The 26,435-nt window shown below is 48.0% G+C and carries 29 protein-coding genes; 18 read left to right on the top strand and 11 right to left on the bottom strand.

All coding sequences use genetic code 11. The features are described from left to right. Positions 1–45 precede the first annotated feature (45 nt). From HMPREF2596_RS05325 to HMPREF2596_RS05305, 5 genes are all read right to left on the bottom strand, one after another. Entirely contained in the window at positions 46–2,436 is a 2,391-nt protein-coding gene (locus HMPREF2596_RS05325; protein ID WP_070850104.1) for a bifunctional acetate--CoA ligase family protein/GNAT family N-acetyltransferase, read from the bottom strand. A gap of 55 nt (positions 2,437–2,491) precedes the next feature. Further along, positions 2,492–3,889, bottom strand: coding sequence for a HAMP domain-containing sensor histidine kinase (locus tag HMPREF2596_RS05320; RefSeq protein WP_070850102.1), 1,398 nt, complete (start codon positions 3,887–3,889; stop codon positions 2,492–2,494). 15 nt (positions 3,890–3,904) lie between these two features. Continuing rightward, complete coding sequence (gene misR / locus HMPREF2596_RS05315; protein WP_003748666.1) at positions 3,905–4,582, bottom strand: two-component system response regulator MisR; 678 nt, start codon at positions 4,580–4,582, stop codon at positions 3,905–3,907. 206 nt (positions 4,583–4,788) lie between these two features. Then, entirely contained in the window at positions 4,789–6,621 is a 1,833-nt protein-coding gene (locus HMPREF2596_RS05310; RefSeq protein WP_070850100.1) for a PglL family O-oligosaccharyltransferase, read from the bottom strand. Further along, positions 6,618–6,974: a DUF2069 domain-containing protein gene (locus HMPREF2596_RS05305; RefSeq protein WP_070850098.1), complete on the bottom strand. Its 357-nt coding sequence runs from the start codon at positions 6,972–6,974 to the stop codon at positions 6,618–6,620. The genes HMPREF2596_RS05310 and HMPREF2596_RS05305 overlap by 4 nt, the downstream gene beginning before the upstream one ends. 217 nt (positions 6,975–7,191) lie before the next feature. Here HMPREF2596_RS05305 and hisC point away from each other — a divergent pair, with 217 nt between their 5' ends. The 15 genes from hisC (at position 7,192) to HMPREF2596_RS05230 (ending at position 18,131) form a co-directional block, all read left to right on the top strand. After that, positions 7,192–8,277, top strand: a complete 1,086-nt coding sequence (gene hisC / locus HMPREF2596_RS05300; RefSeq protein WP_070850096.1) for a histidinol-phosphate transaminase — start codon at positions 7,192–7,194, stop codon at positions 8,275–8,277. A gap of 18 nt (positions 8,278–8,295) precedes the next feature. Next, positions 8,296–9,252 carry an imidazoleglycerol-phosphate dehydratase HisB gene (gene hisB, locus HMPREF2596_RS05295; protein WP_070850094.1) on the top strand — a complete coding sequence of 319 codons (957 nt, stop codon included), beginning with the start codon at positions 8,296–8,298 and terminating at the stop codon, positions 9,250–9,252. A 168-nt stretch (positions 9,253–9,420) separates the two neighbouring features. Continuing rightward, positions 9,421–10,065, top strand: coding sequence for an imidazole glycerol phosphate synthase subunit HisH (hisH, locus tag HMPREF2596_RS05290; protein WP_070850093.1), 645 nt, complete (start codon positions 9,421–9,423; stop codon positions 10,063–10,065). 73 nt (positions 10,066–10,138) lie between these two features. Further along, positions 10,139–10,876, top strand: a complete 738-nt coding sequence (gene hisA / locus HMPREF2596_RS05285) for a 1-(5-phosphoribosyl)-5-[(5-phosphoribosylamino)methylideneamino]imidazole-4-carboxamide isomerase (protein ID WP_070850091.1) — start codon at positions 10,139–10,141, stop codon at positions 10,874–10,876. A 164-nt stretch (positions 10,877–11,040) separates the two neighbouring features. Next, positions 11,041–11,358, top strand: coding sequence for a hypothetical protein (locus HMPREF2596_RS05280; RefSeq protein ID WP_036493171.1), 318 nt, complete (start codon positions 11,041–11,043; stop codon positions 11,356–11,358). Positions 11,359–11,398: 40 nt separating this feature from the next. Then, complete coding sequence (gene hisF / locus HMPREF2596_RS05275) at positions 11,399–12,166, top strand: imidazole glycerol phosphate synthase subunit HisF (RefSeq protein WP_070850089.1); 768 nt, start codon at positions 11,399–11,401, stop codon at positions 12,164–12,166. Between the two features lie 52 nt (positions 12,167–12,218). Continuing rightward, complete coding sequence (gene hisI / locus HMPREF2596_RS05270; protein ID WP_100066640.1) at positions 12,219–12,617, top strand: phosphoribosyl-AMP cyclohydrolase; 399 nt, start codon at positions 12,219–12,221, stop codon at positions 12,615–12,617. A 31-nt stretch (positions 12,618–12,648) separates the two neighbouring features. Beyond that, on the top strand, positions 12,649–12,972 hold the full coding sequence (locus HMPREF2596_RS05265; RefSeq protein ID WP_070850087.1) for a phosphoribosyl-ATP diphosphatase: 324 nt from the start codon (positions 12,649–12,651) through the stop codon (positions 12,970–12,972). 118 nt (positions 12,973–13,090) lie between these two features. Further along, on the top strand, positions 13,091–13,414 hold the full coding sequence (locus tag HMPREF2596_RS05260) for a histidine triad nucleotide-binding protein (protein WP_003748648.1): 324 nt from the start codon (positions 13,091–13,093) through the stop codon (positions 13,412–13,414). A gap of 41 nt (positions 13,415–13,455) precedes the next feature. Beyond that, positions 13,456–13,659 carry a Sec-independent protein translocase subunit TatA gene (gene tatA, locus HMPREF2596_RS05255; RefSeq protein ID WP_003679438.1) on the top strand — a complete coding sequence of 68 codons (204 nt, stop codon included), beginning with the start codon at positions 13,456–13,458 and terminating at the stop codon, positions 13,657–13,659. Between the two features lie 3 nt (positions 13,660–13,662). Continuing rightward, entirely contained in the window at positions 13,663–14,325 is a 663-nt protein-coding gene (gene tatB / locus HMPREF2596_RS05250) for a Sec-independent protein translocase protein TatB (protein WP_070814815.1), read from the top strand. Positions 14,326–14,340: 15 nt separating this feature from the next. Continuing rightward, positions 14,341–15,117: a twin-arginine translocase subunit TatC gene (tatC, locus tag HMPREF2596_RS05245; protein WP_070850086.1), complete on the top strand. Its 777-nt coding sequence runs from the start codon at positions 14,341–14,343 to the stop codon at positions 15,115–15,117. Positions 15,118–15,189: 72 nt separating this feature from the next. After that, a complete protein-coding gene (gene nfsB / locus HMPREF2596_RS05240; protein WP_283140406.1) occupies positions 15,190–15,843 on the top strand; it encodes an oxygen-insensitive NAD(P)H nitroreductase in 654 nt (217 codons plus the stop codon). A 292-nt stretch (positions 15,844–16,135) separates the two neighbouring features. Further along, positions 16,136–17,521, top strand: a complete 1,386-nt coding sequence (locus HMPREF2596_RS05235) for a GntP family permease (protein ID WP_049322781.1) — start codon at positions 16,136–16,138, stop codon at positions 17,519–17,521. A gap of 91 nt (positions 17,522–17,612) precedes the next feature. Continuing rightward, the gene (locus HMPREF2596_RS05230) at positions 17,613–18,131 is read left to right on the top strand and encodes a gluconokinase, GntK/IdnK-type (protein ID WP_070850082.1); all 519 of its coding nucleotides are present in this window, start codon (positions 17,613–17,615) and stop codon (positions 18,129–18,131) included. A gap of 59 nt (positions 18,132–18,190) precedes the next feature. Here HMPREF2596_RS05230 and dtd read toward each other — a convergent pair whose 3' ends face one another. From dtd to HMPREF2596_RS05200, 6 genes are all read right to left on the bottom strand, one after another. Beyond that, complete coding sequence (gene dtd, locus HMPREF2596_RS05225) at positions 18,191–18,652, bottom strand: D-aminoacyl-tRNA deacylase (RefSeq protein ID WP_070850080.1); 462 nt, start codon at positions 18,650–18,652, stop codon at positions 18,191–18,193. A 97-nt stretch (positions 18,653–18,749) separates the two neighbouring features. Continuing rightward, a complete protein-coding gene (locus HMPREF2596_RS05220; protein ID WP_070850078.1) occupies positions 18,750–19,514 on the bottom strand; it encodes a peptidyl-prolyl cis-trans isomerase in 765 nt (254 codons plus the stop codon). Between the two features lie 45 nt (positions 19,515–19,559). Further along, a complete protein-coding gene (locus HMPREF2596_RS05215) occupies positions 19,560–20,432 on the bottom strand; it encodes a peptidyl-prolyl cis-trans isomerase (protein WP_070850076.1) in 873 nt (290 codons plus the stop codon). Between the two features lie 69 nt (positions 20,433–20,501). Continuing rightward, positions 20,502–20,774 (bottom strand): BolA family protein, encoded by a 273-nt coding sequence (locus tag HMPREF2596_RS05210; RefSeq protein WP_070850074.1) that lies wholly within the window; start codon positions 20,772–20,774, stop codon positions 20,502–20,504. Next, complete coding sequence (locus HMPREF2596_RS05205) at positions 20,771–21,061, bottom strand: YciI family protein (protein ID WP_004519663.1); 291 nt, start codon at positions 21,059–21,061, stop codon at positions 20,771–20,773. The genes HMPREF2596_RS05210 and HMPREF2596_RS05205 overlap by 4 nt, the downstream gene beginning before the upstream one ends. Then, the gene (locus HMPREF2596_RS05200; protein ID WP_070850072.1) at positions 21,061–21,594 is read right to left on the bottom strand and encodes a septation protein A; all 534 of its coding nucleotides are present in this window, start codon (positions 21,592–21,594) and stop codon (positions 21,061–21,063) included. Before HMPREF2596_RS05200 ends, HMPREF2596_RS05205 begins: the two co-directional genes overlap by 1 nt. Positions 21,595–21,947: 353 nt before the next feature. Here HMPREF2596_RS05200 and HMPREF2596_RS05195 point away from each other — a divergent pair, with 353 nt between their 5' ends. The 3 genes from HMPREF2596_RS05195 (at position 21,948) to porB (ending at position 26,355) form a co-directional block, all read left to right on the top strand. After that, positions 21,948–23,867, top strand: a complete 1,920-nt coding sequence (locus HMPREF2596_RS05195) for a motility hub landmark protein FimV (protein WP_070850070.1) — start codon at positions 21,948–21,950, stop codon at positions 23,865–23,867. A gap of 233 nt (positions 23,868–24,100) precedes the next feature. Beyond that, on the top strand, positions 24,101–24,946 hold the full coding sequence (gene truA, locus HMPREF2596_RS05190; RefSeq protein WP_070850067.1) for a tRNA pseudouridine(38-40) synthase TruA: 846 nt from the start codon (positions 24,101–24,103) through the stop codon (positions 24,944–24,946). Between the two features lie 314 nt (positions 24,947–25,260). Beyond that, positions 25,261–26,355 (top strand): trimeric porin PorB, encoded by a 1,095-nt coding sequence (gene porB / locus HMPREF2596_RS05185; RefSeq protein WP_070850065.1) that lies wholly within the window; start codon positions 25,261–25,263, stop codon positions 26,353–26,355. The last annotated feature ends 80 nt before the right edge of the window (positions 26,356–26,435 follow it).

Below are 26,435 nucleotides of genomic sequence, written 5' to 3'. Positions count from 1 at the left end.
AGAAACCGCTAATTTTAGGATATTTCACACGGGTTATGCAAGTTTTTATTTGTTTTTGTTGCTGTTTTGCCATGCGTTCAAATCGAGGCTTGCTTGATACAGTCCGCGGTCGGTTTCCGACGGGGTAACGGTAAATCCTGATTTTTCAGCGAGTTTGAGCATCGGTGTGTTTTCTTTGAGGATTTCCGCATTTATGGTTTGATAACCTTGTTGTGTGGCAGTTTGGATAATGAGGCTCATCATTTTACCGGCCAAGCCGGTTTTGCGGGCTTCGGCAGCCAATGTAATGCCGAATTCGCATTCGTTGCGATTGATGCGGCTGTAACGGCTGACTGCGACGATACGGCCGTCTGAAGCGAAGGCGGCCCATGCGCATTCGTTATGGAAATCGGGGCGGGTCAGCCGTGCGAGTGTGGGCTGTGGTAATTCGTTGGTGTGGGTCATGAAGCGCGTATAGCGGTCGGCCGCAGGTAATTGGCGGACAAATTTTTGTTTGGCTTCGGCATCTTCGGGCTCTAGAGCGCGAATGTGCAGGGTGTTGCCGTCGGGCAGGACGAATGTGTCGGTTTGGTTCGGGTAGGGGGCGAGTACGTTTTGTATCTCGGGCGTTTCGGTTTTAGGGTGAAGCAGTTCGGACGCGGCTTCGCCGGTGTTGCGTAGAAACTCGGCTGCGGCCGGATTTTTTTGTTGGAGGTAGGCGGCGGCACTTTGCATTTTGGCTGCGGCCTGTTCTAAGGTTTGGACGGCTTTTTTGGGGATTTTGGTTGTCGGCGCGGCTGGTTTTTCCACAATTTCGGGAATGATGGTGCTGCTGTATTGGCTGCCGTTGTAGTTGAGGATGATGTCGCCGATATGCTGATTGTTGTGGATAAGCGTGTTTAGGGAATGCAGGAATTGATTGAGAACGGAAGTGTTGTCAAGTTCTGCAAATTGGCTTAAACGCTGGATATCGAGCGTGGTAAAGGGCGGTAATGCGGCTTGGGTTTGGCCGTTGTAATGGGCGGTCAGGATATTGCCGTAAATGGCATGACGGCTGAACCGGAATTGAACGGAATTGTGCTTCTGGGTTTGGCACGGAGGCAGGTACAGAGCCTCTGCCATCAGCTCGGTTTGACCGGATGCAATGGCTTTATCGATATTTTTGTTTTTAGGCGTTTTCAGACGGCCTGTTTTGGCTGGGGCAGGGGTGTTTTGCGCTTGTTGCAAACAGGCGGTTTGATTGCGGAAATAAAGTGTCAGCAAGGCTTCTTCCGGGGTGTTGAACCGGGTCAGGCCGTCTGAAAAACGATGGCTGATGAGAATGGGCTTGCTGGTTTTTTGTGCTAAGTTATTCAGTGTTTGATGAATGCCGTACGCGTCCGGCGTGTCCGGCGAAATAATGCCGAGCAGGGCTTGGGTGTGCGGATTTTGCAATTGTTCGAGTGCCAGGCGGTGGATGCGTGCAGGCGTGGGGTTGCTGCCGATGCAGCCTTGTCGGACGGATGGTACATCGGTTGGGAGGTCGAGGGTCAATTCGCAGGCATCGGCGGTGTTGCGCAGCCATTCTATCGGCGTGTCGGACAGAATGGTGGGATTGGTAATGACGGGAATGCCGGAAAGGTGGGCTTTTAGGGCTGCTTCCAGCTCGGCGGTATTGGATACCGGTTGGAAATTGCAATGGTGGCTGAGGCTGCGTAGGATGGCTTTGTCTGTGTCGTTGGTATGGTGTGTGGACAACAGGATAAGCGGGGTGTGGCGTGCAAAGTGTCGGATGGCGCTGAACAGCTCGCGTTGGTTTTCGGCCGGATTGTAGTGGATGACGGCAACTTTGGTATGGCGGTTGTGGCCGAAGCGGTTGAGCCAGTCGGCGGAGGTGGTGGGACTTAGGTTGTAGTTGAGGCTGATGTGGCGCGATACGCCTTGATGCATTGTGTTTAGCAGATGGTTGATGTTGCGGCTGACAGTGCTGTGGCCGGTGAGTAATGCGATATGGCCGGCCGGATAGTCGGCTTGGGTGCCGATATTGAGATTGAGTGAGGGAAGTTGGACGCCTGCGCTGTTACACACGCTGATGTTTAATTCGTCGCCGTGATATTTTTGAATGATGGAACGGGCATTTTTGCAGGATTCGGGCGGCAGGTTTTCCCAATCTTGGATCAGGATAATGTGGCGCAGGCCTTTTTTGCGGCAGGCTTTGAACAGCGAGTCGTAATGGTCGGGCGGGATAACGGCGACAACCAAATCGGCTTGGCCCGGGATTTTGCTCAGGCTGGAGTAGGAGGGAATGCCTGCGACACTGCTGTGTCGAAGATTGACGGGGGTGATTTTGCCTTGGTATGAGGAACCGAGCAGATGGCTGAAAATGCGTTCACCAAGGCTGTGCGGACGTTCGCTGGCGCCGACTAGGATGATGTGTTCAGGCATGAAGAAGTAGCCGGTTTGGACGGTTGCACTCATGATGGTTCCTTATTTGTGTTTTTGGCCGTCTGAAAAGTTTCAGACGGCCTTATTTTCAGACTTCTTTTTTGTCTCCGGCTTTCTTTTTGGGAAGGATAAAACGCATCCTCAGGCCGTTGGGTTTGACATTTTCAGCAATGATTTTACCGCAGTGCTGCTCCATGATGTGTTGCGTCAAGGCAAGTCCCAAGCCGGTACCGGGCTTGTGTGCGCTGGAATCGGCACGATAAAAGGCGGTAAAAATATGCGGAAGCTGCATTTCATCGACACCCGGGCCGTTGTCGGTAACATCGATAATCCAGTGTTTGCCGTCTTGTCCGATATGGGCTTGAATGGTGCTGCCTTCCGGACTGTAGTTGATGGCGTTGCGGATAACGTTGTCAAAGGCGCGGTACAGATAGCCTTCGTTGGCACTGATCACGGCATTTTCAGGGATTTTAGGGTCAATGCTCAGGGTAACGCTTTGATTGTTTTGGTGGGCAATGCTTTGGTTGTCCTCAATCAAGTTGGTCAGGAACGGAACGAGTTTGAGGTTTTCTTTTTCCAAAGGAATATTGGAGGTCTCCAGGCGGGAGAGGGTCAATAATTCACCTACCAAAGTATCCATACGCACCAGTTCGCCTTCGAGTCGCTTGAGGTATTGCTCTTGTTTTTGCGGCTGAGATTGAATCAGGCCGACAATTGCCTGCATGCGCGCCAGCGGCGAACGCATTTCATGAGAAACGTGGTGGAGCAAATGACGCTCTTTGGCCACAAGTTTTTCCAATTTTTCGGCCATTTTGTCGAACTGTACGGCAAGGTGGGACAATTCGTCGTCACGGTCGTCAACCTGCTGGGAAATGCGGGTTTCGAGTTCGCCGTTGGCTACCCTGTCCATACCGCCGCCAAGAATTTTAATGGGCTTGGTGATATTGTTGGCAAGGATATATGCCATCAAGAGGCCGACGATAATGATGAAAGAGAGAATGATAAATTCGTGCCAAATCGGCGAGAGCGGCAGGCCGGGAATGAAAAGCGGGCTGGGCAGGCGCTGGGCTTGATGGTTGTCCCAGCCTTTAATGAAGAAGAGGTATTCTTCGCCGAAGCGGTCGTATTCGATGTGGGCTAAATCGGATTCGGGATTGTTGATGGCAAAGATGCGGGCGCGTTCGATGGAAAGGCTGTCGATATTGCGGCCTAAAATATCTTTTTTATCGTCGCCGGTAATCACATAAACGGCATTGGAAACCGGATTGTTTTTCCATTCCGAAAGAATTTCGCGCGCACCGCTGTCTCCGCGCGAGTTGAACGCGGAGATGATGCTGCTCATCAATGTGGTTTCGATGGTGCGGCGTTGGTTGAATTGGTTTTCGGCGAGGGTGTTTTGTACCAGCCAAAATGAAAAACTCGCCACAAAGATTGCGCAGACGATGACTGCGCAAAATGTGGCGAAGATGCGTTGAAACAGTTTCATTGATCTGTTTAATCTTTAGTTTTTAACAAACAGGTAGCCTAAGCCGCGTACAGTTTGAATCAGGGAGGCATCGCCCAATTTGTGGCGGATGCTGGAGATGTGTACGTCGATGCTGCGGTCAAATTTAGCCAGTTTGCGGTCGAGTGCCTCGATGGACAGGGTCTCTTTGCTGACGACTTGTCCGGCGTGGCGCATCAAAACTTCGAGCAGGTTGAATTCGGTGCTGGTCAACTCGAGCGGAGTGTCTTTGATGCTGGCTTGGCGTTTGGCCGGGTACAAAACGACGTCGCTGACAGAAATGCTGTTAGGCGCGTTGTTTTGTTCGTTGCTGTGTTGCGCACGGCGCAGGATGGCGTTGATGCGGGCCAAGAGTTCGCGCGGTGTGCATGGTTTCGGAACATAATCGTCCGCGCCCATTTCCAGACCGATGATGCGGTCGATGTCGTCGCCTTTCGCGGTCAGCATGATGATGGGCACGGTGCTTTGGGTGCGTACGTTTTTCAGTACGTCCAAACCGTTCATTTTAGGCATCATGGAGTCTAATACGACGACATCGTATTGTCCGGTCAGAATTTCTTGAACGCCGGCTTCACCGTCGGGAACGCTATGAACGTTGAGGCCTTCGGCGGTCAGGTATTCGGTCAGCAATTCGGTCAAGAGAGCATCGTCATCTACGAGTAATACGCGACTCATGGAATTTCCTTTTCGTGATTGTATGCGCCGCGGTACTAAATGGCAGTACGGCGCTTAAAATAGAGTTGTGTTCAATCTTAACATGCAATCTGCTTTTGTTGATAGCGTAATTTTCTGTGCTTTTGCGCTTTTTTGCATAGAAACTCGCTGCTCTTTACATTTTCAGACGGCCTGTAAGGACAAACTGACAATTGGGTGTGTTTTGTTCAGGGTTTGTCGCATGATTGGGCGGTTTGGTGTTTCGGTGCATTGATGAAATCTTTGCAATCGGACAAAAGTTTGGGCAGCAAGGGGGCGAATGCCGGGTGGCTGCGTATTTTGTCGGCGTAGAAATACATCATATAAGGGTAATAATATTGCATTGCCTGCATCCATTGCGCACCTTCTTCTTTTTTGCCTTGCCGGTAGAGGTAAAGGCCGACTTGGTAGGCGCTGGAGTAGGGGCGGTAGGTCAGGGCTTTGAGTGCGGCTTCTTCCGCCCACGGACGGATGTAGGCATCGGTCGGATCTGCACGTTTGCTCAAGCTCAAATCGGCGTAATAGGCAAGCATGGGGCTTTCTTTGGAAAGTCGTTGCAAGCCGTCGATTTTGTTTTGAACCGTTTGCTGATCATCGGTTTTCCCTACACGGCTATATTGGGTCAGATTTTGATATTCCCAGCTGAGGTTTGCCATGCCGATTAAAATCGATAAAGCGGCTATACCGCCTGCCCATTGTCTGATTCGGGTAGATAAAGGGCCGTCTGAAACATCTTTCGGATAAGAGGGTGTCAACGACAAAATCAGGCTGAATACGGTGAGGAAGTAAATATACCAAAGCGGATATTCAAGCATGCTGTGGCAAAGGCTGACGGCGGCGGCAGTCAGTAAAAACAGCGAGGCCGGTGTTTGGTTGCGGCCCAACAGTCGCCACACGGCTGCAAGCAGGGTTAAGGCTGCGAGCAAGGTGCCGGCAATGCCCATTTCGGACAATAACTGCATAACGATGTTGTGCGAATGGGTGAACAGTACGCCGAGGATGTTGTTGGGGAAGTATTGTTGTTGGGCATTGATCAGGAAGGTTTGCTGGGCAAAGCTGTTCCAGCCGTGGCCGAACCAAGGTGCGGATTGAAAGGCAATCCATGCCTTGCTCCATTCGATTTGGCGCATGGAACCTTCAAAACCGCTGGTGCCTGCGCGTTCGACAGCGGTTTCGTATTTGACGTTGCCAAACAAGTCCAACAGGCTGCCCATACCGAATTGGAAAGCGGCGGCCAGGATGGCGGTCAGAAGGAAAATGCACAGTGCGCGTTTGTATTGGAAACGGGTACGCCAAAACCATAACGGCGTAATCAGGAATAGGGCGGCGATGTAGCCTAAGATGGTGCGTGAGTTGACCAGGCCGAGGGTTGCAGTCAAAGCCAATACGAACAGAAAACCTGCTGCATTGGACATTTTGCGTGCCGTCCATAAATAGGACGCCGCCAAAATGCCCCACATTAAATAATGTCCCAAATGGTTTCGTTGGCCGAGTTGGCCGTTTACGGTGCCGTTGCTTCGGGCAATGATGCCATTCAACCATTCTACGTTGGACCAGCCTTTAAATTGCAGCCAGACGATGGCAGCCTGTATGGTTGCCCCTATCAATAAAGACCAAGCAAAGATGCTGGCGACGCGTTCTTGTCCGTAGGCCGTTACCCAGCCGCGAACCGACCATGCGCCCAGTGCCAAAATGACAAAGGTCCAGGCAGTGATGTCGCTCATACCGGGGTAGGTGGAATGCATGAAGCGCGCTTGGAGCGACCAAAATGCAGCCATGGCAAACAAACCGATACTGAGTGCGGGAAGGCGGGTATTCAGCAGGCCTTTGTGTGCGCTAATCAATGTCAGTACCAATGAACCGCTCAGTGAAATGGCTTCCAGATAAAAGCTGGGCAATGGGCCGACTCGGTAGAGTGAAAGAAAAGGGATGGCGCAAATCCAAATAAAGCTGAGCCATAAAGGCCAAAAGGTTTTTACTGAAGATTCGGCCAGGCCGTCTGAAAGTGTGTGGTAGGTCATTTTAATGTGTGTTTTTGTTGTTTGATAAATGCAAGGCAGCCGAGGAAAAAGGCAATGCACAATAATACGGAAACGGCGGCGCAAATCCGGCTGGCGAGAGCCGTGTCTGCCAGGCGCATACAGGCTTCGGCAAAGTAAATCAGAATCAGCATGGAGCTGTATTGGTAAGTGTAGATGCGTTTTTTCAAAATGCCAGTCAACGGCAGGCACAAAGGCAGGGCTTTCAATGCCAGCCATGAGCCGCCTTCGCGCAATGGCGCGATCCATAATTCCCATGATAAGGAAAGCAAAATCAAAAGGATAAGACTTATGGAAGTTGCGAGATAAGGTAACGGGGAGCGTGTATTGTTCACGATATAAAGGGCGTAAGCCGTACTGGAAAACTTGAAATTATACCGCTAAAAATGCGGGGGAAGCCAAGAATATTGCTTAAGGATATTCAAGAAAGAATTTATTGTTTTTCTTTAAATTAATGAAACTTTATCCTGTTTTATAGTCTTATTAATATATTTTTCTAATAATAATTGTGCTATTATTATAAATGCTTTATCTTAGGAGGATAAGATAACCATGAATCGCGTTGCTGATGTTATCCGTGATGATATTAAAGTAATGACAGCTTATCAGGTTGCCGATTTGCCGGAAGGTTTTATTAAGTTGGACGCCATGGAGTGTCCGCATCATCCTTTCGCCGGATATGAATCTTTGTTGTCAGAATGGGCGGATATAGTAAAAGAAGCCCCGATTCATTTGTATCCTCATACGGCCAAGAGCGGGATTTATGAAGAATTAAGGGAAGTCTTCGGTATTCCCGGCAAGGCGGAAATCGCATTGGGCAACGGTTCCGACGAGCTTATCCAGTTTTTGACCATGCTGGTTGCCAAACCCAATGCTTGTGTATTGGGTATTGAGCCGAGTTTTGTTATGTATCGTCATAATGCCGCGCTTTATGGCATGGAATATGTCGGCGTTCCCTTAAATCCGGACTTCACTTTAAATCTTCATGCCGTTTTGTCCGCGATTGAGCAACATCAGCCGTCATTAATTTTTATTGCCTATCCCAATAACCCTACCGGCGTGTGCTTTAAACGAGAAGAAGTAGAGGCGGTTGTTCGCGCGGCAACCGGCATTGTGGTTGTTGATGAGGCATATGGCGCGTTTCATCATGACAGTTTCCTTCCGTGGGCGGGAGAAATTGAAAATCTGGTCGTAATGCGTACCATCAGCAAAATCGGCTTTGCCGGATTGCGGATGGGGTATGCGGCGGCAAGCCCGGGCATTATTGGAGAGCTGGCTAAAATCCTACCTCCTTACAATATGAATCAATTAAGCTTGGCGGCGGCGAAATTCTCATTGAAACATCATCCAATCATTCAGCAAAACATAGATACATTAAAAAACGAGCGTTCGCGCGTAATGAATGAATTGTTGAAATTAAACCGTTTGGAAGTTTTCCCAAGCGAAGCCAACTTTATTACCGTTCGCGTTCCTGATGCGGACGAACTGTTTGAAACATTGAAGCAAAACCGCATACTGATTAAAAAACTGCATGGAAGCCATCCGCTTTTGGATCAGTGTGTCCGCATAACCATAGGCTCGGCAGCGCAAAATGATGCCGTCTTGGCCGTTATTAAAAACCTTTACTCTAATCTTTGATTTCAAGGAACTATTATCATGAACAAAGCTCAACTGCATTTGACCAATTTTCTGTTACTGGTTGAAGAAGCCGGCTCATTGACCAAACTCGCACGCGCGTGCGGTTATGAAAATTCCGCCTCTTTGTCTCAGCTCAAACGCCGTTTGGAACAACAAGCAGGCGACGAGTCTGCGCGCGGCATCCGTCCGAGCCTGGCTGCGAAGTTGGAATCCGGCATGCACAAACGCAAAGGCTGGCTGAACCGTGATCACAGCAAAGACCAAGAAAAAGCAACAGCGGTTGAAGCGGCGCGTTTGGAAAAACAAACCGCCGAAGCGGCAGATGCTGGTGTTTCAACCGAGGGCCGTTTTGTTACCGTTACCCGCAATACCAGCGAAACCCAAATCACCGTCAGCCTCAATCTTGACGGTACTGGCAAATACCGCTTTGACATCGGTGTTCCTTTCCTTGAGCATATGCTTGCCCAAGTAGCGCGTCACGGTTTGATTGACCTGGATATTACCTGCAAAGGCGATTTGCACATTGACGACCATCACACCGTTGAAGATATCGGTATCGTATTGGGTCAAGCCCTGAAACAAGCGCTTGGCAATAAAGCCGGCATTACCCGTTACGGCCATGCCTATGTTCCGCTGGATGAAGCATTGAGCCGTGTGGTCATCGACCTTTCCGGCCGCCCCGGTTTGGTATACAACATCGACTTTACCCGCGCCCTGATCGGCCGTTTTGACGTCGATTTGTTTGAAGAATTTTTCCACGGCCTTGTGAACCACAGCATGATGACCTTGCACATCGATAACTTGAGCGGCCGTAATGCGCACCATCAAGCCGAGACCGTTTTCAAAGCCTTCGGCCGCGCCCTGCGCATGGCAGTGGAATACGATCCGCGCATGATTGGTCAAACGCCTTCTACCAAAGGCACGCTGAGCGAAGAATCTGTTCAAGAAGAAGCAGAAGCCGCATCAGAAGAATAAGGCAGCGTTTGAATGGATAAAGGCCGTCTGAAATCGATTGGGATTTCAGACGGCCTTTTATTATTCGTTTTGTATAGTGGCAATATTTTGTTTTAAACCATCTTTTGCTACAATCATTCTTATTATTATATTAATCATTAAATGGTTCAGACGGCCTGAGGAGAAGCAATGAAAGTAGCGATTGTCGATTATGGAATGGGAAACCTGCATTCAGTGTTGAAATCCGTTCAGGCGGCGCAGGTCTTATCCAAGCAAAATGCCGAGGTTTATCTGACTTCGCAACCCGAAGAAGTGATGGCGGCGGATAAGGTTATCTTTCCGGGGCAGGGCGCCATGCCGGACTGTATGTCTGCGCTGAAGGCCAGCGGTTTGGGCGAGGCGGTTTCAGACGGCCTGAAAAACAAGCCGTTTTTTGGAATTTGCGTAGGTGCGCAATTATTGTTTGAACACAGCGAAGAAGGCGATACGGATGGTTTGGGTTGGTTTGAAGGCCAAGTAAAACGGTTTTTGCCCAATCAGACCGATGCGCAAGGAGGCCGTCTGAAAGTGCCGCATATGGGCTGGAATACGGTACGTCAAACCCGCCCGCATCCTTTGTTTCAAGACATTGGGCAGAACGAGTATTTTTATTTTGTTCACAGCTATTATTTTGCGCCGAAAAATGAAGAGATTGTTTTAGGTGTCAGCGAATATCCGAATAAATTTGCCTGCATTGTCGGTAAGGACAATGTGTTTGCCACACAGTTTCACACGGAAAAAAGCCATCAGGCAGGATTATTGCTGCTGCGGAATTTTTTAAATTGGCAGATTTGAGGTTTTTAACATAAATCTGCTAAAAATCGCTAATTTGTGTAAAATATACTGAAACTGAATAGAGGAGAAAAAAATGCTGTTGATACCTGCCATTGATTTAAAAGAAGGACGTTGTGTCCGCTTAAAACAAGGTTTGATGGAGCAGGCGACGGTGTTTTCCGATTCGCCGGCAGAGATGGCTTTGCATTGGCGCAACCAAGGTGCACGCCGTTTGCATTTGGTTGATTTGAACGGCGCATTCGCAGGCGTTCCTCAAAATTTTCCGGCGATTAAAGAAATTTTGGCCGCCGAGGCCAAAGATATTTCGGTACAGCTTGGCGGCGGCATCCGTGATTTGGAAACCATTGAAAAGTATTTGGATTTGGGGCTGACTGATGTGATTATCGGCACGGCTGCGGTAAAAAATCCTGAATTTGTGCGCGAAGCATGCAAGGAATTTCCGGGGCAGATTATCGTCGGCTTGGATGCCAAAGACGGTATGGTGGCGATAGACGGTTGGGCAACGGTAACGGAACATCATGTTGTCGATTTGGCCCAACGTTTTGAAGATGATGGCGTCAACAGCATTATTTACACCGATATCGGCCGCGACGGCATGATGAGCGGCGTGAATATCGAAGCTACCGTCAAATTGGCTCAATCCGTGAATATCCCGATTATCGCTTCCGGCGGTTTGACGAATTTGGATGATATTCGCGCATTGTGTGCCGTCGAAAAAGAAGGCGTGAGCGGTGCGATTACCGGCCGTGCAATTTACGAGGGAAGCATTGATTTTGCACAGGCGCAAAAACTGGCCGATTCTTTGGCTTAAGTGTGTCGGATTATGCGGATAAGACCTTACAGGCCATTAAAACGCAGCGGCTGACGCAGCACACAAAAATTCACTCAAAGGGATTGCCTGTATAGGTCATGGGTTTATATCTGTTTGAAATAATTATAAAAACAACCCAATCGATATTTTATTAAGGGATTAGTATGCTTGAAGCGTTTGTTTTGGGTTTTTGGATTATCTGGTCATCTGACCGAGAAGTGTATCCGCTAAGCGAAAGTTTGTGGTTTACACTGATTGCAGTGATATTGCGGCAGCTGACGGCGTTTGATTTGCCGATTATCGATACCTATTGGATGATTTTCAACGGGATAATATGGGCATTTGCCGGGTTGATTTTCGCCATTGTCGGCCGTATCGACAGCAATTTTATTATTTCCTGCGTGTTGGCGATGATGGCCGGTATCGGTTATTTTCAGCTGTTGCAACATTTGCCGGATTGGTTGGGCAAATTTTTGGCCTGACGGTTTCAGACGGCCTGATAACGGATAAGAGGTATTGGGTATGGCATTGGCAAAACGAATTATTCCTTGTCTGGATGTAAAAGACGGCCGAGTGGTAAAAGGCGTCAACTTTTTGGGTTTGCGCGATGCAGGCAATCCGGTTGACGTTGCCAAACGCTACAATGATGAAGGTGCGGATGAGTTGACCTTTTTGGACATCACCGCTTCCAGCGACAACCGCGATACTATTTTGCACGTTATCGAGGCGGTCGCTTCGCAAGTTTTTATTCCGTTGACAGTCGGCGGCGGTGTGCGTACGGTTGCCGATATCCGCCGCCTGCTCAATGCCGGTGCCGATAAGGCCAGCATCAATACGGCTGCCGTAACCAATCCTGATTTGGTCAACGAAGCGGCCGGTTTTTTTGGTTCTCAGGCGATTGTTGTTGCCGTGGATGCCAAAGCGGTCAACCCTGAAAACACCCGTTGGGAAATCTTTACCCACGGCGGACGTAATCCGACCGGTTTGGACGCGGTGGAATGGGCTGTCGAAATGCAGCGGCGCGGTGCAGGCGAGATTTTGCTGACCAGCATGGACCGGGACGGCACCAAGCAAGGTTTCAACCTGCCTTTGACACGTGCGGTCAGTGAAGCGGTCGATATTCCGGTCATTGCTTCCGGCGGCGTCGGTTCGGTTCAACACTTGGTGGACGGTATTAAAGAAGGGAAGGCCGATGCGGTATTGGCCGCCAGTATTTTTCACTTTGGCGAAGCGAGTATCCGCGAAGCAAAACTGGCCATGCGCAAAGCAGGAATCGAAGTGCGTTTGTGATTGCTATCCAAAGGCCGTCTGAAAAATATGGGAGAAAACGCGAATGTCGAATATAAACGAAACGCTGCTGAATGCCGTAAAATTTGATGAAAAAGGTTTGGTTTGCGCGATTGCCCAAGATTGGCAGACACACCGTGTGCTGATGGTTGCCTGGATGAACGCAGAAGCCCTGCAAAAAACCGTAGAAACCGGTTTTGCCCACTATTACAGCCGTTCCCGCCAAAAACAATGGATGAAGGGCGAAGAGTCCGGACATACGCAAAAAGTACACGAATTGCGCCTGGATTGCGACGGCGACGCGGTGGTTATGTTGATTGAACAAAACGGCGGCATTGCCTGTCATACCGGGCGCGAAAGCTGTTTTTACAAAGTTTGGCAAGACGGCGCATGGCAGACAGTCGATGCCGTGTTGAAAGACGAAGAGGCGATTTACGGACATAAACATCCTTAAGACCGTCTGAAAGAAATAAGAGAAACCGACCATGACCGATACCATCCTTACCCAAATCCAAAACGTCATCAATTCGCGCAAAGGCGGCGATCCCGATGCTTCTTACGTTGCCCAACTTTTGCACAAAGGCGAAGACAAGATTTTGAAAAAAGTCATCGAGGAAGCGGGTGAAACCTTGATGGCTTCTAAAGATGGCGGCGGCGAACATTTGGTTTACGAAGTGGCGGATTTGTGGTTTCACACCATGGTTTTATTGGCGCATCACGGATTGCGCGCCGAAGATGTGGTCAACGAGCTTGCGCGCCGTCAAGGTTTGTCGGGATTGGTGGAAAAAGCTTCTCGCAAAGAATCTTGAATTTATATTACAATCCCGTATTTGACCTGTTTCAGAATCCGTCTCTTGGGGCAAAAACGATTTCACTTTGTTTAGCGAAACCCGTTGCACCCGTTTTCAGACGGCCATTGGAGCCATTATGGATAATTGTATTTTCTGCAAAATCGCCGCTAAAGATATTCCGGCACAAACCGTTTACGAAGACGATGAGATGCTTTGTTTCAAAGACATCCGCCCTGCCGCGCCGGTACATCTGCTGCTGATTCCGAAAGTACACTTCGATTCACTGGCACACGCCACTGCCGAACATCAAACCCTGTTGGGTAAAATGATGTTGAAAGTCCCTCAAATCGCCCAAGAGGCAGGTTTGACTGACGGTTTCAAAACCCTGATCAACACAGGCAAAGGCGGCGGACAGGAAGTCTTCCACCTGCATATCCATATCATGGGTACGCCCGCATAATTATTATCTCTTTTTAAATTAAACAAATTCAAGGATTTATCATGGGTAGCTTCTCTCTTTGGCACTGGATTATCGTACTGATTATCGTCGTTTTGGTATTCGGTACCAAAAAACTGCGCAACGTCGGCAAAGACCTCGGCGGTGCAGTGCATGACTTCAAACAAGGCCTGAACGAAGGTACAGACGGCAAAGATGCCAAAAAAGACGAAGTCATCGAACACAAAAAAGACGAAGACAAAGCATAATCCATGTTTGATTTCGGTTTGGGCGAATTGCTGCTGGTCGGCGTTGTCGCCCTGATAGTGTTAGGCCCCGAACGTCTGCCGCAAGCCGCGCGCACGGCCGGGCGTTTGGTCGGTAAATTGCAAGGCTTCGTCAACAACGTCAAGCAGGAGCTCAATACTCAGGCTGAGTTGGATGAATTGCGCAAAGTCAAGCAGGAATTTGAAGCCGCCGCTTCGGAGTTTCGCGACGGTATCAAAGACTTGGGCGACGATGCACAAAAAAATCTGAATGATATTTCAGACGGCCTCAAGCCGTGGGAACGCCTGCCCGAACAAAAAACGCCAGCTGATTTTGGTGTGGACGAGTTCGGTAATCCTCTGCCTGATTTGGCTTCAAGCAGCACTGAAAATGAAAGTGCGGCCCAAGTTCCTGAAGAGGGTGGGGTAGTGCAAACCCAAGAGCCTGCCGGGGCTGAAAATGCCGAGTCCGAGCAAGACCGCGCTTGGCGTGAGTATTTGACCGCATCGGTTTCCCCTGCTCCGGCGGTTGAAGTCAGCTATGTCGAAGCCCCTGCCGCCGATGTTCCTCCGCTGCATACGACATCTCTGCGTAAGCAGGCGATGAGCCGCAAGCGCGATATGCGCCCGAAATTCCACGCCAAACCCAAACTGCGCGTCCGTAAGTAAAAAGTGAGTCAACCGGTGTCCGAACCTCAACACGAACAACCCGTCCAACCGCTTATCGAGCATCTTCTCGAGCTGCGCCGCCGCATGATGTGGATCGTCATCGGCATCGTCGTCTGCTTCTTGGGTATGATGCCGTTTGCCCAGCAGCTCTATACTTTTGTTGCCGAACCATTGATGGCCAATCTGCCTAAAGATACCAGTATGATTGCGACCGATGTGATCGCGCCGTTTTTTGTGCCGGTCAAGGTTACCTTGATGGCGGCGTTTCTGCTGTCCTTGCCGCACACGCTGTATCAAGTCTGGGCGTTTGTCGCCCCGGCCTTATACCAAAACGAAAAGCGTTTGATTACGCCGCTGGTGTTGTCCAGCGTAACGCTTTTCTTCGTCGGTATGGCGTTTGCCTATTTTCTGGTGTTTCCCGTTATTTTCAAATTCTTGGCCGGTGTAACCCCTGTCGGCGTCAATATGGCGACCGATATCGACAAATACCTGTCCTTTATTTTGGGCATGTTTGTCGCATTCGGTACGACGTTTGAAGTGCCCGTCGTTGTGGTGTTGCTTGCAAAAATGGGCATTGTTTCGACCGCTCAGCTTAAGAACGCCCGTCCGTATGTTATCGTGGGGGCGTTTATCGTGGCCGCAATCATCACGCCGCCTGACGTAATTTCCCAAACCCTGCTTGCCGTTCCGTTGATTCTGCTCTACGAAGCCGGCATTTGGTTCAGCCGTTTTGCCAAGGACAAAACGCAGCAGGAAGATGAGGATACACCGCAGCCGCCGGCGGAAATTTGAGAATAAAGGCCGTCTGAAGGATTTTTCAGACGGCCTTTGTGTTTATGACAGTTTTAAATTTTAAGGAACAACATGATGAATGTTCAGGATATCGTACAAAAACGTTACAGCACCAAATCTTTTGATGCCTCCAAAAAAATTTCAGCCGAAGATTTTGCCCAAATCGAAGCGGCACTGCGCTACAGTCCTTCCAGCGTCAATATCCAACCTTGGCATTTTGTGATTACAGATAATGAAGCAGGGAAAGCACGGGTAGCCAAATCTGCAGAAAATTTTCCGTACAACCTGCCCAAAATCATCAACGCTTCACATGTAATCGTATTTGCGGCGCGGGTGCATGCCGATGATGACTATTTGGCAGGCGTGTTGGAACAGGAAGATAAAGACGGACGTTTTGCTACGGCCGAAAATAAGCAAATGGGCGATAATGCGCGCCGCACTTTCTTGGGTATCCACCGCGACCAAATGCAAGACGAAACCCAATGGTTGTCGAGACAAGTTCATATTAATTTGGGCTTTACCCTGTTTGCCGCCGCGGCCTTGGGGGTGGATGCCGTTCCGTTGGAAGGGGTGGATATGACTGTTTTGGATCAAGAATTTGGTTTGGCTGAAAAAGGTTATCGTGCTGTTGCCGTTGTTGCATTTGGCTATCGCGCCGAAGATGATTTTAATGCCAAATTGCCGAAATCACGTTTGGAAAACGAGGTAATTTTTACTAAGGTATAACCGAGGGGCTTGGTTTCAGATCATTGAAAAAAGCCATCTGTTTCTATCTTATTGAGAAGCGTAATGTCAGGCCGTCTGAAAATAAACTACTTTTCAGACGGCCTTTTTATTGTTCTTGTTTTTCTTTGTCCTCCTTATTTTCAAGCATCTTACAAAAAGGGTTTGGAAAAATAGGTGTTTATATTTTGGCCGGATTCAGCCGTACGATTTCATGGGTAAATGTGTTATCGTATTCATATATGTTAAAAAACATTAATAAATTTGTATTTTTCTTACAGAGAAAGGCTTCAAAATGGATGGTTGGACTCAAACGCTGAGTGCCGGTACCTTGCTCGGTATTGCAGCGGCGGCAATTTTGCTGATTTTGATTTTAATTGTGAAACTACGTGTTCATGCTTTGCTGACGTTGGTATTGGTCAGTTTGCTGACTGCTATCGTAACAGGCCTGCCTATGGGCAGCATTGTTAATGATGTATTGGTCAAAAACTTTGGCGGCACGCTCGGCAGCGTGGCGTTGCTGGTCGGTTTGGGCGCAATGCTCGGCCGTTTGGTGGAAACTTCCGGCGGTGCCCAGTCTTTGGCGGATGCGCTGATTCGGATTTTTGGTGAAAAACGTGCGCCGTTTGCCTTAGGCGTGGCTTCTTTGATTTTCGGTTTTCCGATTTTCTTTGATGCCGGCTTGGTGGTGATGTTGCCGATTGTGTTTGCAACGGCACGCCGCATGAAGCAAACTGTTTTGCCCTATGCGTTGGCATCTATTGGCGCATTTTCTGTCATGCACGTTTTCCTGCCGCCTCATCCCGGCCCGATTGCCGCTTCTGAATTTTATGGTGCAAACATCGGTCAACTGCTGATTTTGGGTTTGCCGGTTACCTTGATTACTTGGTATTTCAGCGGCTATTTATTGGGTAAAGTTTTGGGTCGCAGCATTCATGTACCCGTTCCTGATCTGATCAGTGGTGGTACACAAGATAACGACCAACCGAAAGCGCCTGCAAAGGCATCTACGGTCATCGGCATTATGCTGATTCCTATGTTGTTGATTTTCTTGAATACTGGTTTGTCTACTCTGATCAGCGAGAAAATGGTCAGTGCGGATGAAGGCTGGGTGCAGTTTGCACGAATGCTCGGTTCGACACCGATTGCTTTGCTGATTTCTGTTTTGGTAGCCCTGTATGTATTGGGCAGTAAACGTGGCGAAAAAGCCAGCGCTTTGGAGAAAACCATCGATGGCGCATTGGGTCCGGTTTGTTCGGTCATTTTAATTACCGGTGCGGGCGGTATGTTCGGCGGCGTGTTGCGTGCCTCCGGTATCGGTAAGGCTTTGGCAGACAGCATGGCGGACTTGGGTATTCCTGTTTTGCTGGGCTGTTTCTTGGTGGCTTTGGCTTTGCGTATTGCACAAGGTTCTGCGACTGTTGCATTGACTACCGCTGCCGCATTGATGGCACCGGCCGTTGCGGCGGCAGGTTTCAGCGATTGGCAGATTACTTGCGTGGTATTGGCGACGGCGGCGGGTTCCGTCGGTTGCAGCCACTTTAACGACTCAGGCTTCTGGCTTGTCGGCCGTCTGTTGGATATGGATGTGCCGACGACCTTGAAGACATGGACGGTTAACCAAACACTTATCGCACTCATCGGTTTTGCTTTATCGTCAGTGTTGTTTATCTTGGTTTAATCGAAAACGGCCGGCGGATAGTGTTTTTGAGATAACACAATCCGCCTGTTTTCAAATACCGTTAAAATCCAGATAAACAAGGAGTAGAAAAATGACGACACATTTTGTCATGATGGGCGTGTGCGGTTGCGGTAAAACCACTGCCGCACTCTCATTGCAAAAATATTTTGATCAATGTCCCTATGCCGAAGGCGATGATTTCCATACCCAAGCCAACCGCGACAAAATGGGTGCCGGTATTCCGCTGACGGATGAAGACCGCTATCCTTGGCTGGGCAATTTGCGTGACTGGATGACGGAGCAGGCAAAAAACGGGGAAAAATATTCCATCGTTACTTGTTCCGCACTCAAACATCACTATCGAGATATTCTGCGTGGTGCGGAAGGAAAGGTGGCTTTTATCCATCTGACTCCGCCTCAAGCAATCAATCTCGAACGTATGCTGTCGCGCCAGGGGCATTATATGAAAGCCGGAATGCTGGATTCGCAGCTGGAGATTTTGGAAGAGCTGGGTGCGGATGAGTACGGTGTCAAAATCGATAATCCGGGTTCGCCTGAAGCCGTTGAGGCAGATATTGTGAACTGGGTAAAAGCGCAAGGCTTGATTTAATAATGAACAGAAATGAAAAGGCCGTCTGAAATCTTTCAGACGGCCTTTTTTGATGAGATTTAGAATGTTTTTTGCGAATCAAGCAATAAGGTAACCGGCCCGTCATTGCAAAGGGATACCTGCATATGGGTTTGGAATCTGCCGGTTTCGACAGTCAGTCCATGTTCGCGTAAAAGTTGCGCGGTATATTGATAAAGTTTATCCGCTTGTTCGGCAGGGGCAGCATTGGAGAAGGACGGACGGCGGCCGCTGCGCGCATCGGCGTAAAGAGTAAATTGGGAAACTAATAATATCGAGCCGCTGACATCTTTGAGCGATAAATTTAATTTGCCGTTTTCGTCTTCAAAGATGCGCAGGTTGGCGGTTTTATCCGCAATGTATTTGGCGTCTGCTTCCGTGTCGGCGTGGGTAACACCGAGTAATATCATAAATCCGTTATCGATTTTTCCGCAGGTTTCGCGGGAGTTTTCGGACAAAACGTCAACTTTGGCTTGGGTAACTTTTTGAATAACGGCGCGCATGATGTTTTGAATAAAAGAAGTTTGTAAAAAAGGGCGTAAAAGACACGCCCTTTGGATTGGAGTATGGTTTCAGACGGCCTGAAACCATTGAATCAATTTACGGATTAATGCCGTTTTCTTTTAAGATGCGTTCGATCTGATTATTAACTTTTTGCCGTTTGACTGCTTGGGCAATTTGGTTGCGTACCAGCTCGAAAGGTTCGGCATTCGGATCATGCTCTACTGCACTGAGTTTAAACAGATAAAAACGGTTTTCCATTTGAATCGGCTCGTGCGTTACATCGCCCCGGTTCATGTCGGCAAAAGCAACGGCCAGTTGGGGGGGGAGCTGTTGCGGAGAAATGAAGCCGTCAAATTCTTGTTCTGGGTTAGGATAGCGCTTCATCAGCTCTTCGAATGACAAGCCTTTGAGTAGCAGTTCTTGCGCGGCGCGTACTTCGTCGGCTGAGGCAAAGCTGACTTGTTGCAGCTTGATAATGCGTGTTTGCTGGTCGTAGAAACGGCGCAACTCGGCATCGTCAACTGCGGTTTGACGTTCTAGATAAGCAGCGTATTGGTTGGCATAGAACTCAGCTTCAACGTTTTTGAATTGATTCTGCACTTCCGCATCTTTGTCCAAACCAGCTTTAAAGGCTTCATTTTTCAAGATTTCCAAAGTCTGCAAGCGTGTAACCACATCTTTGCGGATTGCCTGACCATCGGGTTTGGCAGTCTGGTTGGGATGCTGGTCGGCCTGTCTCAATACTTCGGCAACCATGCTGTCGATGCGGGCAGGATCGATATCAGGCGCTTTGGCGGTTGCCAAACCGATCGTTGACAGGGTAAGGATGGCCAAAACGGCAGTTTTGGGCTTGATGTTCATGTGGATTCCTTATTGCCCGCCGCTATAAACGGCGGGCACGTTATATTATTTGTTGACTTTGATGCTGGCTTTTTTCAGCAATGATTGAATGGCAGCATTGACACGGGCTCCCTGTAAGTCGCTGCCAATCTCGTTTTTAGAGGCTTCATAAGAAGGCACGGTAACGTTACGGCGGTCGTTGACATAGAAGACGGCATACAGATTACCGTTTTGTAGCGGCGTTCTAGTGTGCGCGCCTTTTTTCAGGTCTTTGACGGCTGCATAAAGCGGAGGTGCTGATTCTTGCAAATCTCTGAGCGGAACATAAGCTTTAGGGATACCGTCGGCTTTTTTGGCAGCTTCATCAATTGAATATTGGTTCAATACCGAAGCAAAGCTTTTTTTCGCGTCCAAGTCGGCAATGGCTTTTTGGGCATTGCTATTGCTGTCGGTTACGATTTCGCCTAGTTGGACTTCCTGAGTACCTTTATAGAAGTTGCTGAAGTCGTTGTAAGCGGCTTTGACATCTTTTTCTTGGACAGGATATTGACGGACGATATGTGCCGCGAAAGCTTGGCCTAACAAATCATTTTCAAAAGCCGCCCATTCGGTTTTGAATGTGGCTTTTTTATCTGCACCTTGCTTGGCGGCATCGGCACGCGCTTGCTCCAATGCAGTTTTGAATTCAGCGCTTTGATCCAGTTTTAATTTTTTAGCTTCTTGGGTAACAACAGTGCTGATAACTTGGCGTTCAGTCAGCATTTGACGCAGTTCAGGAGTGTCTTGAACGTTCGGGTTGCTGGCGCGTACGGAAGCAACTTGGTCATCGATAACGCTGCTGTCGATGGCTTGACCGTTGACGGTAACCAAAGTTTGGGCAAACAGGGTGCCGGTAGTCAGGGCAAGCATCAAGGCTGAAGCAAAGTAGGTTTTTTTCATCGTATTTCTCGTTTAAATTAATGATTGAAAATAAATTAATGATTGGAAATCAAAGTTTGGGCGGTAATCTTAATGGAAGTATTCGTCCGGCGTGGCCGCTTTGATACTGAGTGCATGAATCAGGCCGTCTGAAAACAAGTCTTGTAAAAGCTGCTTAATCATACGTTGCCGCTCGAGGCGGCTAATGTTTTCAAATGCGTTGCTGACCACCACTATGGCGTAATGCCCGCCGCCTTTATTACCGGCATGGCTGGCATGCAGATGGCTTTCATCTTCAAAATCGAAGAACTCAGGCTCAAGCGTCCGCAGGCGTTCCTCAATAATTTGACGCATATTGCTCATTTGAACACGGCTTTAAAGGGTTTGATCAATACTTCTGCGTATACGCCGGCATCGACGTAAGGGTCTTGTTCGGCCCATTCTTGAGCGGCGTCTAAAGACTCAAATTGAGCCACAATCAGGCTGCCGGAGACGCGTTCCGGATTATCTGGCAGGGGATTGGGGCCGGCAGTCAGCAGACGGCCTTGCGCTTTCAATTCTTCCAAACGTGCCAAATGCGCGGGGCGTGCCGCCATGCGTGCTTCGTGGACATCTTCGGCATCAGTGGCCAAAAGCATGAAATATTCCATTATTGGTTCTCCTTAGGCTGGAAACGCATCAGATACATGCCCTGTGCGATAGAAAAAATGATTGTGAAACCCAATGTGCCGAACAATTTGTAATTGACCCATTGGTTTGGAAAATACGTAAAGACAAAGAGATTGGCAGCGCCCATAAAAATCAGGAAGCCAATCCATGCATAAGTCAGGCGCGTCCATACAAAATCAGGAAGCTGCATTTCTTTACCCATCACGGCTTTTAGCCCGTTTTTACCGGCAAGGTGGCTGAACAACATGACGATCGCTCCGATCCAAAACAGAACGGTCGGTTTCCACATGATAAAGCGGTTGTCTTTCAGCAGAATCGTTGCGCCGCCAAAAAAGACAATCAAAATCAGGCTGACCCATTGCATGGTGTCCAGTTTGCGGTGTTTCCAAAAGGTCAGCGCAGCTTGGGCAATGCCGACGATAACCGCAACAGTTGTTGCGGCAATCATGTCTTTGGTGATGATGTATGTGATGAAAAATAAGAATACAGCGAATAAGTCGCTCAAAATCTTCATATGTTAATGATGAAACTAATTGAGTAAATGCTAATCATACAGGGAGATGTGTTTTTTTGCACCTTTCTCCATGACTTCAATACCACATATATTTATATGAAATATTTGTTTTGGGTTGGCGAAATTTGTAAAAAAGAAACACAAGCATGCAAAAGTAATAGATTTGCTAAGGAATTTTAGGCTGAATAGCCTCTATTGCTTGGCAGGAATGGGTTAAAAATATATCATGACGTAATATCTAGTAAATATATGGTTAAATGCGCGCACATTGGTTAGTACCATAATTTCCGAACAGGGGATCAGTTTTGAAAAAACATCACAATATTAAATTAATTACAGCTTCTATCGCTTTAATGACATCGCTCAGTGCTTCTGCAGGTTTGGGCGGCTTGAATGTTCAATCTCATTTGGGTGAGCCTTTTACAGGCAGTATCACTGTGACTGGAGAGGAAGCTCAGGCTCTGCTTAATGGCGGTAAGGCCACTATTTCAAATGGCAATTTGCGCGCGGCGGTACGCAAATCAGGCGATAAGGCAGTCGTTACGATTCGTTCTTCTAAAGCCATCAAAGATCCTGTTTTGGTTTTCCAAGTAGGTGTTGGCGCGCAATCGCGTGAATACACTGCCATCATTGATCCGGCCGGATACGACGCTAAAGATGCGGCATCCGTCCGCACCCGTCAGGCTGCCGAATCCCAATCCTTCGAGCCAACGCGCAATACTCAACAGCCCGCAACAAAAAACAATAAAGCAGCAGGCAATCAGGCAGCTCAAGTGCGTAAAGATGCGCAACGTAAGGCTGAAAAAAAACAAGTTCAGACGGCCTTTGCTAAAAACGATACGGCCGTACGTTCAGGCAGACAGCATTTGGTACGTACGGGTGAAACCCTGATTGCCATTGCGTCCAGCATCCGTCCGCAAGGTATGACCTTGGATCAAACTATTCAAGCGTTGGTTAATGCCAATCCGGATGTGTTTATTGATAACAATGCCAACCGTATGTTGGCAGGTAAAGTGCTGAATATCCCGAGCCGTAGCGAATTGCAACGCTTGGCTATATCTGCGCCTGTTAAAGCCGATACGGCGCCGGAAAAAGGCAATGAAGCCGCCAATACAACAGAAGCTAAAACAGAAAAACCTGTTACTCCGCCTGATGCTCAGACTGAAACTCAGGTTAAAGATGCCGGCGCAAATCTTCAGCAACAGGAAGAAGTGAAACAAGCTTCAGCTGCGCAAACAGAGCAAGCAGCATCTGCGGCTGTCAATGAAAATGCAGCATCAGCAGCTCCTGCTTCCGATGTACAAGATGTTATGGCTTCCGATAACCAAGAGAATGTATTGGCTTCGGAACCTATTGCTACGACTGATTCTGCTGCAGAGCCGGCAGAGAGTGAATCAGACGGCAATTTGTGGAAATGGTTGTTGGCAGGCGGCGCAGCCCTTATTGCTGCTTGGCTGTTGTTGAGAGCTGCCGGTAAACGTAAAGACGAGCCGAAAGCCGCGCCTGCAAGTCGTAAGGATGAAGAAAAGCCTGTACAGAAAAGTGTTGCTGCTTCAGCCGCCGCTGCGGTTGCCGCAAGCAAAGTAACGCCGTCTGAAAAAACTCAAGAAGGTTTGCTTGTCGAAGATGATTTTGAAGATGATGTCGTTATCAATGAAGTAGAAGAATCTTCCAATGTTGACGATGTCAAACTCGACTTGGGCAAGATTGACCATAGTCAGGCAGGTATTCTTTCCAGTGCAGTAACGCATGATGCAGAAACAGAGCAACGTCGTCATGCGGATTGGGACAATATCGAGTCGACAGAAAGCGTGTACGAGCCTGAGCCGGAAAATCCGTATCAGCCGGTATCTGTTGTTATGCCTGAGCGAAATGAAGAGCCGCTGGAGTTTACAGTAGAAACGCCTGAAAATTCAGACGACCATGTGCTGCCATTTGATGTCAAGCAAGATCAGGACGTGCAAATTCAAGAAACCAAAGAAGAAGCAGAGAAAGAAGAAGCTGCTTCCGAGTTTGTGATTGAAGAAGGTGCATTGGAATGGGAGGCTGAAGATGTTTCAGTGGCTGCCGATAAAAGCAATAGCGAAAGAGGCTTTGTTTCAGAATCAGTCGGTATGACTGCTCCGCTCGAGGCTAAATATGATTTGGCTAAGATGTATATCGAGATTGGTGATCCTGAGGCAGCCCGAGAAACATTGCAAGGGCTGATTGAAGAAGCTGAAGGCGATATTCTATATAAAGCCCAAAAACTGATGAAAGAACTTGGTGCATAAGTGTCAATCAAATGAAGATGCCGTTTCAGACGGCATCTTTTTTATGGTAAATTAAAAGATGAGATTTGGGCCGAATCCATTTTTAGATATGACAGTATTGCATGGCAGTTCTATATGGTGGGCGAAGATAAAGGCCGTCTGAAATATATGATGAGAGGCGTGTGATGATCACGCCTTTTAATATTTGTTATTTGAGCGTGGATAACAATATCAATTTATAAGAAGTATCAAAAATGACCGAACAAACGAATACAACAGGACGTTCCGTTCAGCGTTGGGCTTTAACCCTCTCTTATGACGGAAGCCGTTTTTATGGTTGGCAAAAACAGGCCGGAGACCTGCCGACTGTTCAGACGGCCTTAGAGCAGGCATTAACTTCAATAGCAGGAGAGCGGATTAATACGATTGTTGCAGGAAGGACGGATACGGGTGTGCATGCGACAGCTCAGGTTGTACACTTTGATACATCTGTAAGCCGTCCGGAGCAGGCGTGGGTGCGTGGAGTCAATGCGCATTTGCCTGACGGTGTGGCTGTATTGCTTGCACAAAAAGTTGCACCGCATTTCAATGCCCGATTTGATGCTTATGGCCGGCATTACCGTTATTTACTGGAGTCATCTCCGGTTCGCTCTCCGTTGTTGGTCGGCAGGGTGGGGTGGACGCATTTGAAATTAGATTTAAATCTAATGAGGCAGGCTGCTGCTTTATTGGAGGGTGAACATGACTTCTCCAGTTTTCGTGCGGCTGAGTGCCAGGCAAAATCGCCTATAAAAACGCTGTATAGTGCAAGTATTAGTGGGACTCCTCATTATTTGTGCCTTGATTTGCATGGAAATGCATTCTTGCATCATATGGTGCGTAATATCATGGGCGCATTGGTATATGTGGGAAGTGGCAGGATCAGTGTGGATGAATTTCAGTCAATCTTTCATGCAAGAAGCAGATTGAAAGCGCCTCCGACCTTTATGTCTGACGGCCTGTATTTGACAGGCGTTGATTATCCTGATGAGTTTGGGGTGGTAAAACTGCCTCTGCCTGAGTGGATGGATGTTTCGGGTAATGTTTTTCAGACGGCCTAATTGACGGATTGTTGGTATAAAAGCAACAAAATAGCGTGATTGATGTGTAAATTAATAAAGTGTTGTAAAAATGCACAATTGGTTTTATAAGAAATTTATCATTGATTTTAAATAATAAATTTCCTTTTTTTAGGCTGTGTTTGCCTTTACTGGGTTGCAATGGTGGTGGGGGTGGCTTGAATAAAGTTTGTTTTTTTAGAGAGGAGCAATTATAGTAACAGTCATGGAATCGCTGATTCCAGCGATAATGTAAGCCTAAGCGGATTGTCCGGTCTGCTTAAGTTATTTCTTCACAATAGAAAAGGAATACAGCAATGAAAAAATCTCTGATTGCTCTGACTTTGGCAGCTCTGCCTGTTGCAGCTATGGCTGATGTGACTCTGTACGGTCAAATCAAAGCTGGTGTAGAAGTTTCTCAAACCAAAACGAAAGTTTCAGGTCAAACTACTAAATCTAAAACTGCTACTGAGATTGCTGACTACGGCTCTCGTATCGGCTTCAAAGGCCACGAGCACTTGGGTAACAACCTGAATGCTATCTGGCAAGTTGAGCAAAATACTTCTATCGCCGGTGGTAACTCTGGTTTTGCTAACCGTGAATCTTTCATTGGCTTGGAAGGTGGCTTCGGTAAAGTTCGTGCCGGTAACCTGAATACTACCCTGAAAGACAGCAGCGATAGCATCGATCCATGGGAATCTGGTGATGCTAACTCTGATGTTTTGCAATTAGGTAAATTAAAACGTGTAGATTCTCGTAAAGTATCTGTACGCTATGACTCTCCTGTATTCGCTGGTTTTAGTGCAAGCGTACAATACCAACCTCGTGACAATGCAAATCATGATGATAGATATAAGCATGAGCGTGTGCATGGTGATGCATACTATGCTGGTTTGAATTATGAAAATTCTGGTTTCTTTGCTCGCTATGCAGGTGGTTTTGCTAAACATGATTTGGCAACCGATGCTGATGGTAAGGTTGTAAATACTCCTTTGACTAATGGCACTGCTGCTGGTGATTTGAAAGATCATCAAACTCATCGCGTAGTTGCCGGCTATGATGCAAACAATCTGTTGGTTGCTGTTGCTGCTCAACATGATGCATCTAAAAATGGTTATGCCAATGCTAGCAATACTGCCTATGGTAAGAAAAACAAACATACTGAAGTTGCTGCCACTGCCGCTTACCGCTTCGGTAATGTAACTCCTCGTGTTTCTTACGCTCACGGTTTCAAACCTACTGTGAATGGCAACAAAACTGACCATACTTACGATCAAGTTATCGTTGGTGCTGATTACGACTTCTCTAAACGCACCTCTGCCTTGTTGTCAGCCGGTTGGTTGAAAGAAAAAGTAGGTAGTGATAAATACGAGAAAACTGCTGGTACTGTTGGCCTGCGTCACAAATTCTAATCTGACTTAAGATTAGTCTGAAAAAGAGCCTGTGTTATACAGGCTCTTTTTGTTTGTACGGAAAGTATATTTTGTGTTGA

Origin of the sequence: Neisseria sp. HMSC078C12 (assembly GCF_001838065.1) — a bacterium.
In the GTDB taxonomy this organism is placed as follows: domain Bacteria; phylum Pseudomonadota; class Gammaproteobacteria; order Burkholderiales; family Neisseriaceae; genus Neisseria.
This window is presented reverse-complemented; position numbering and strand designations above follow the sequence as displayed.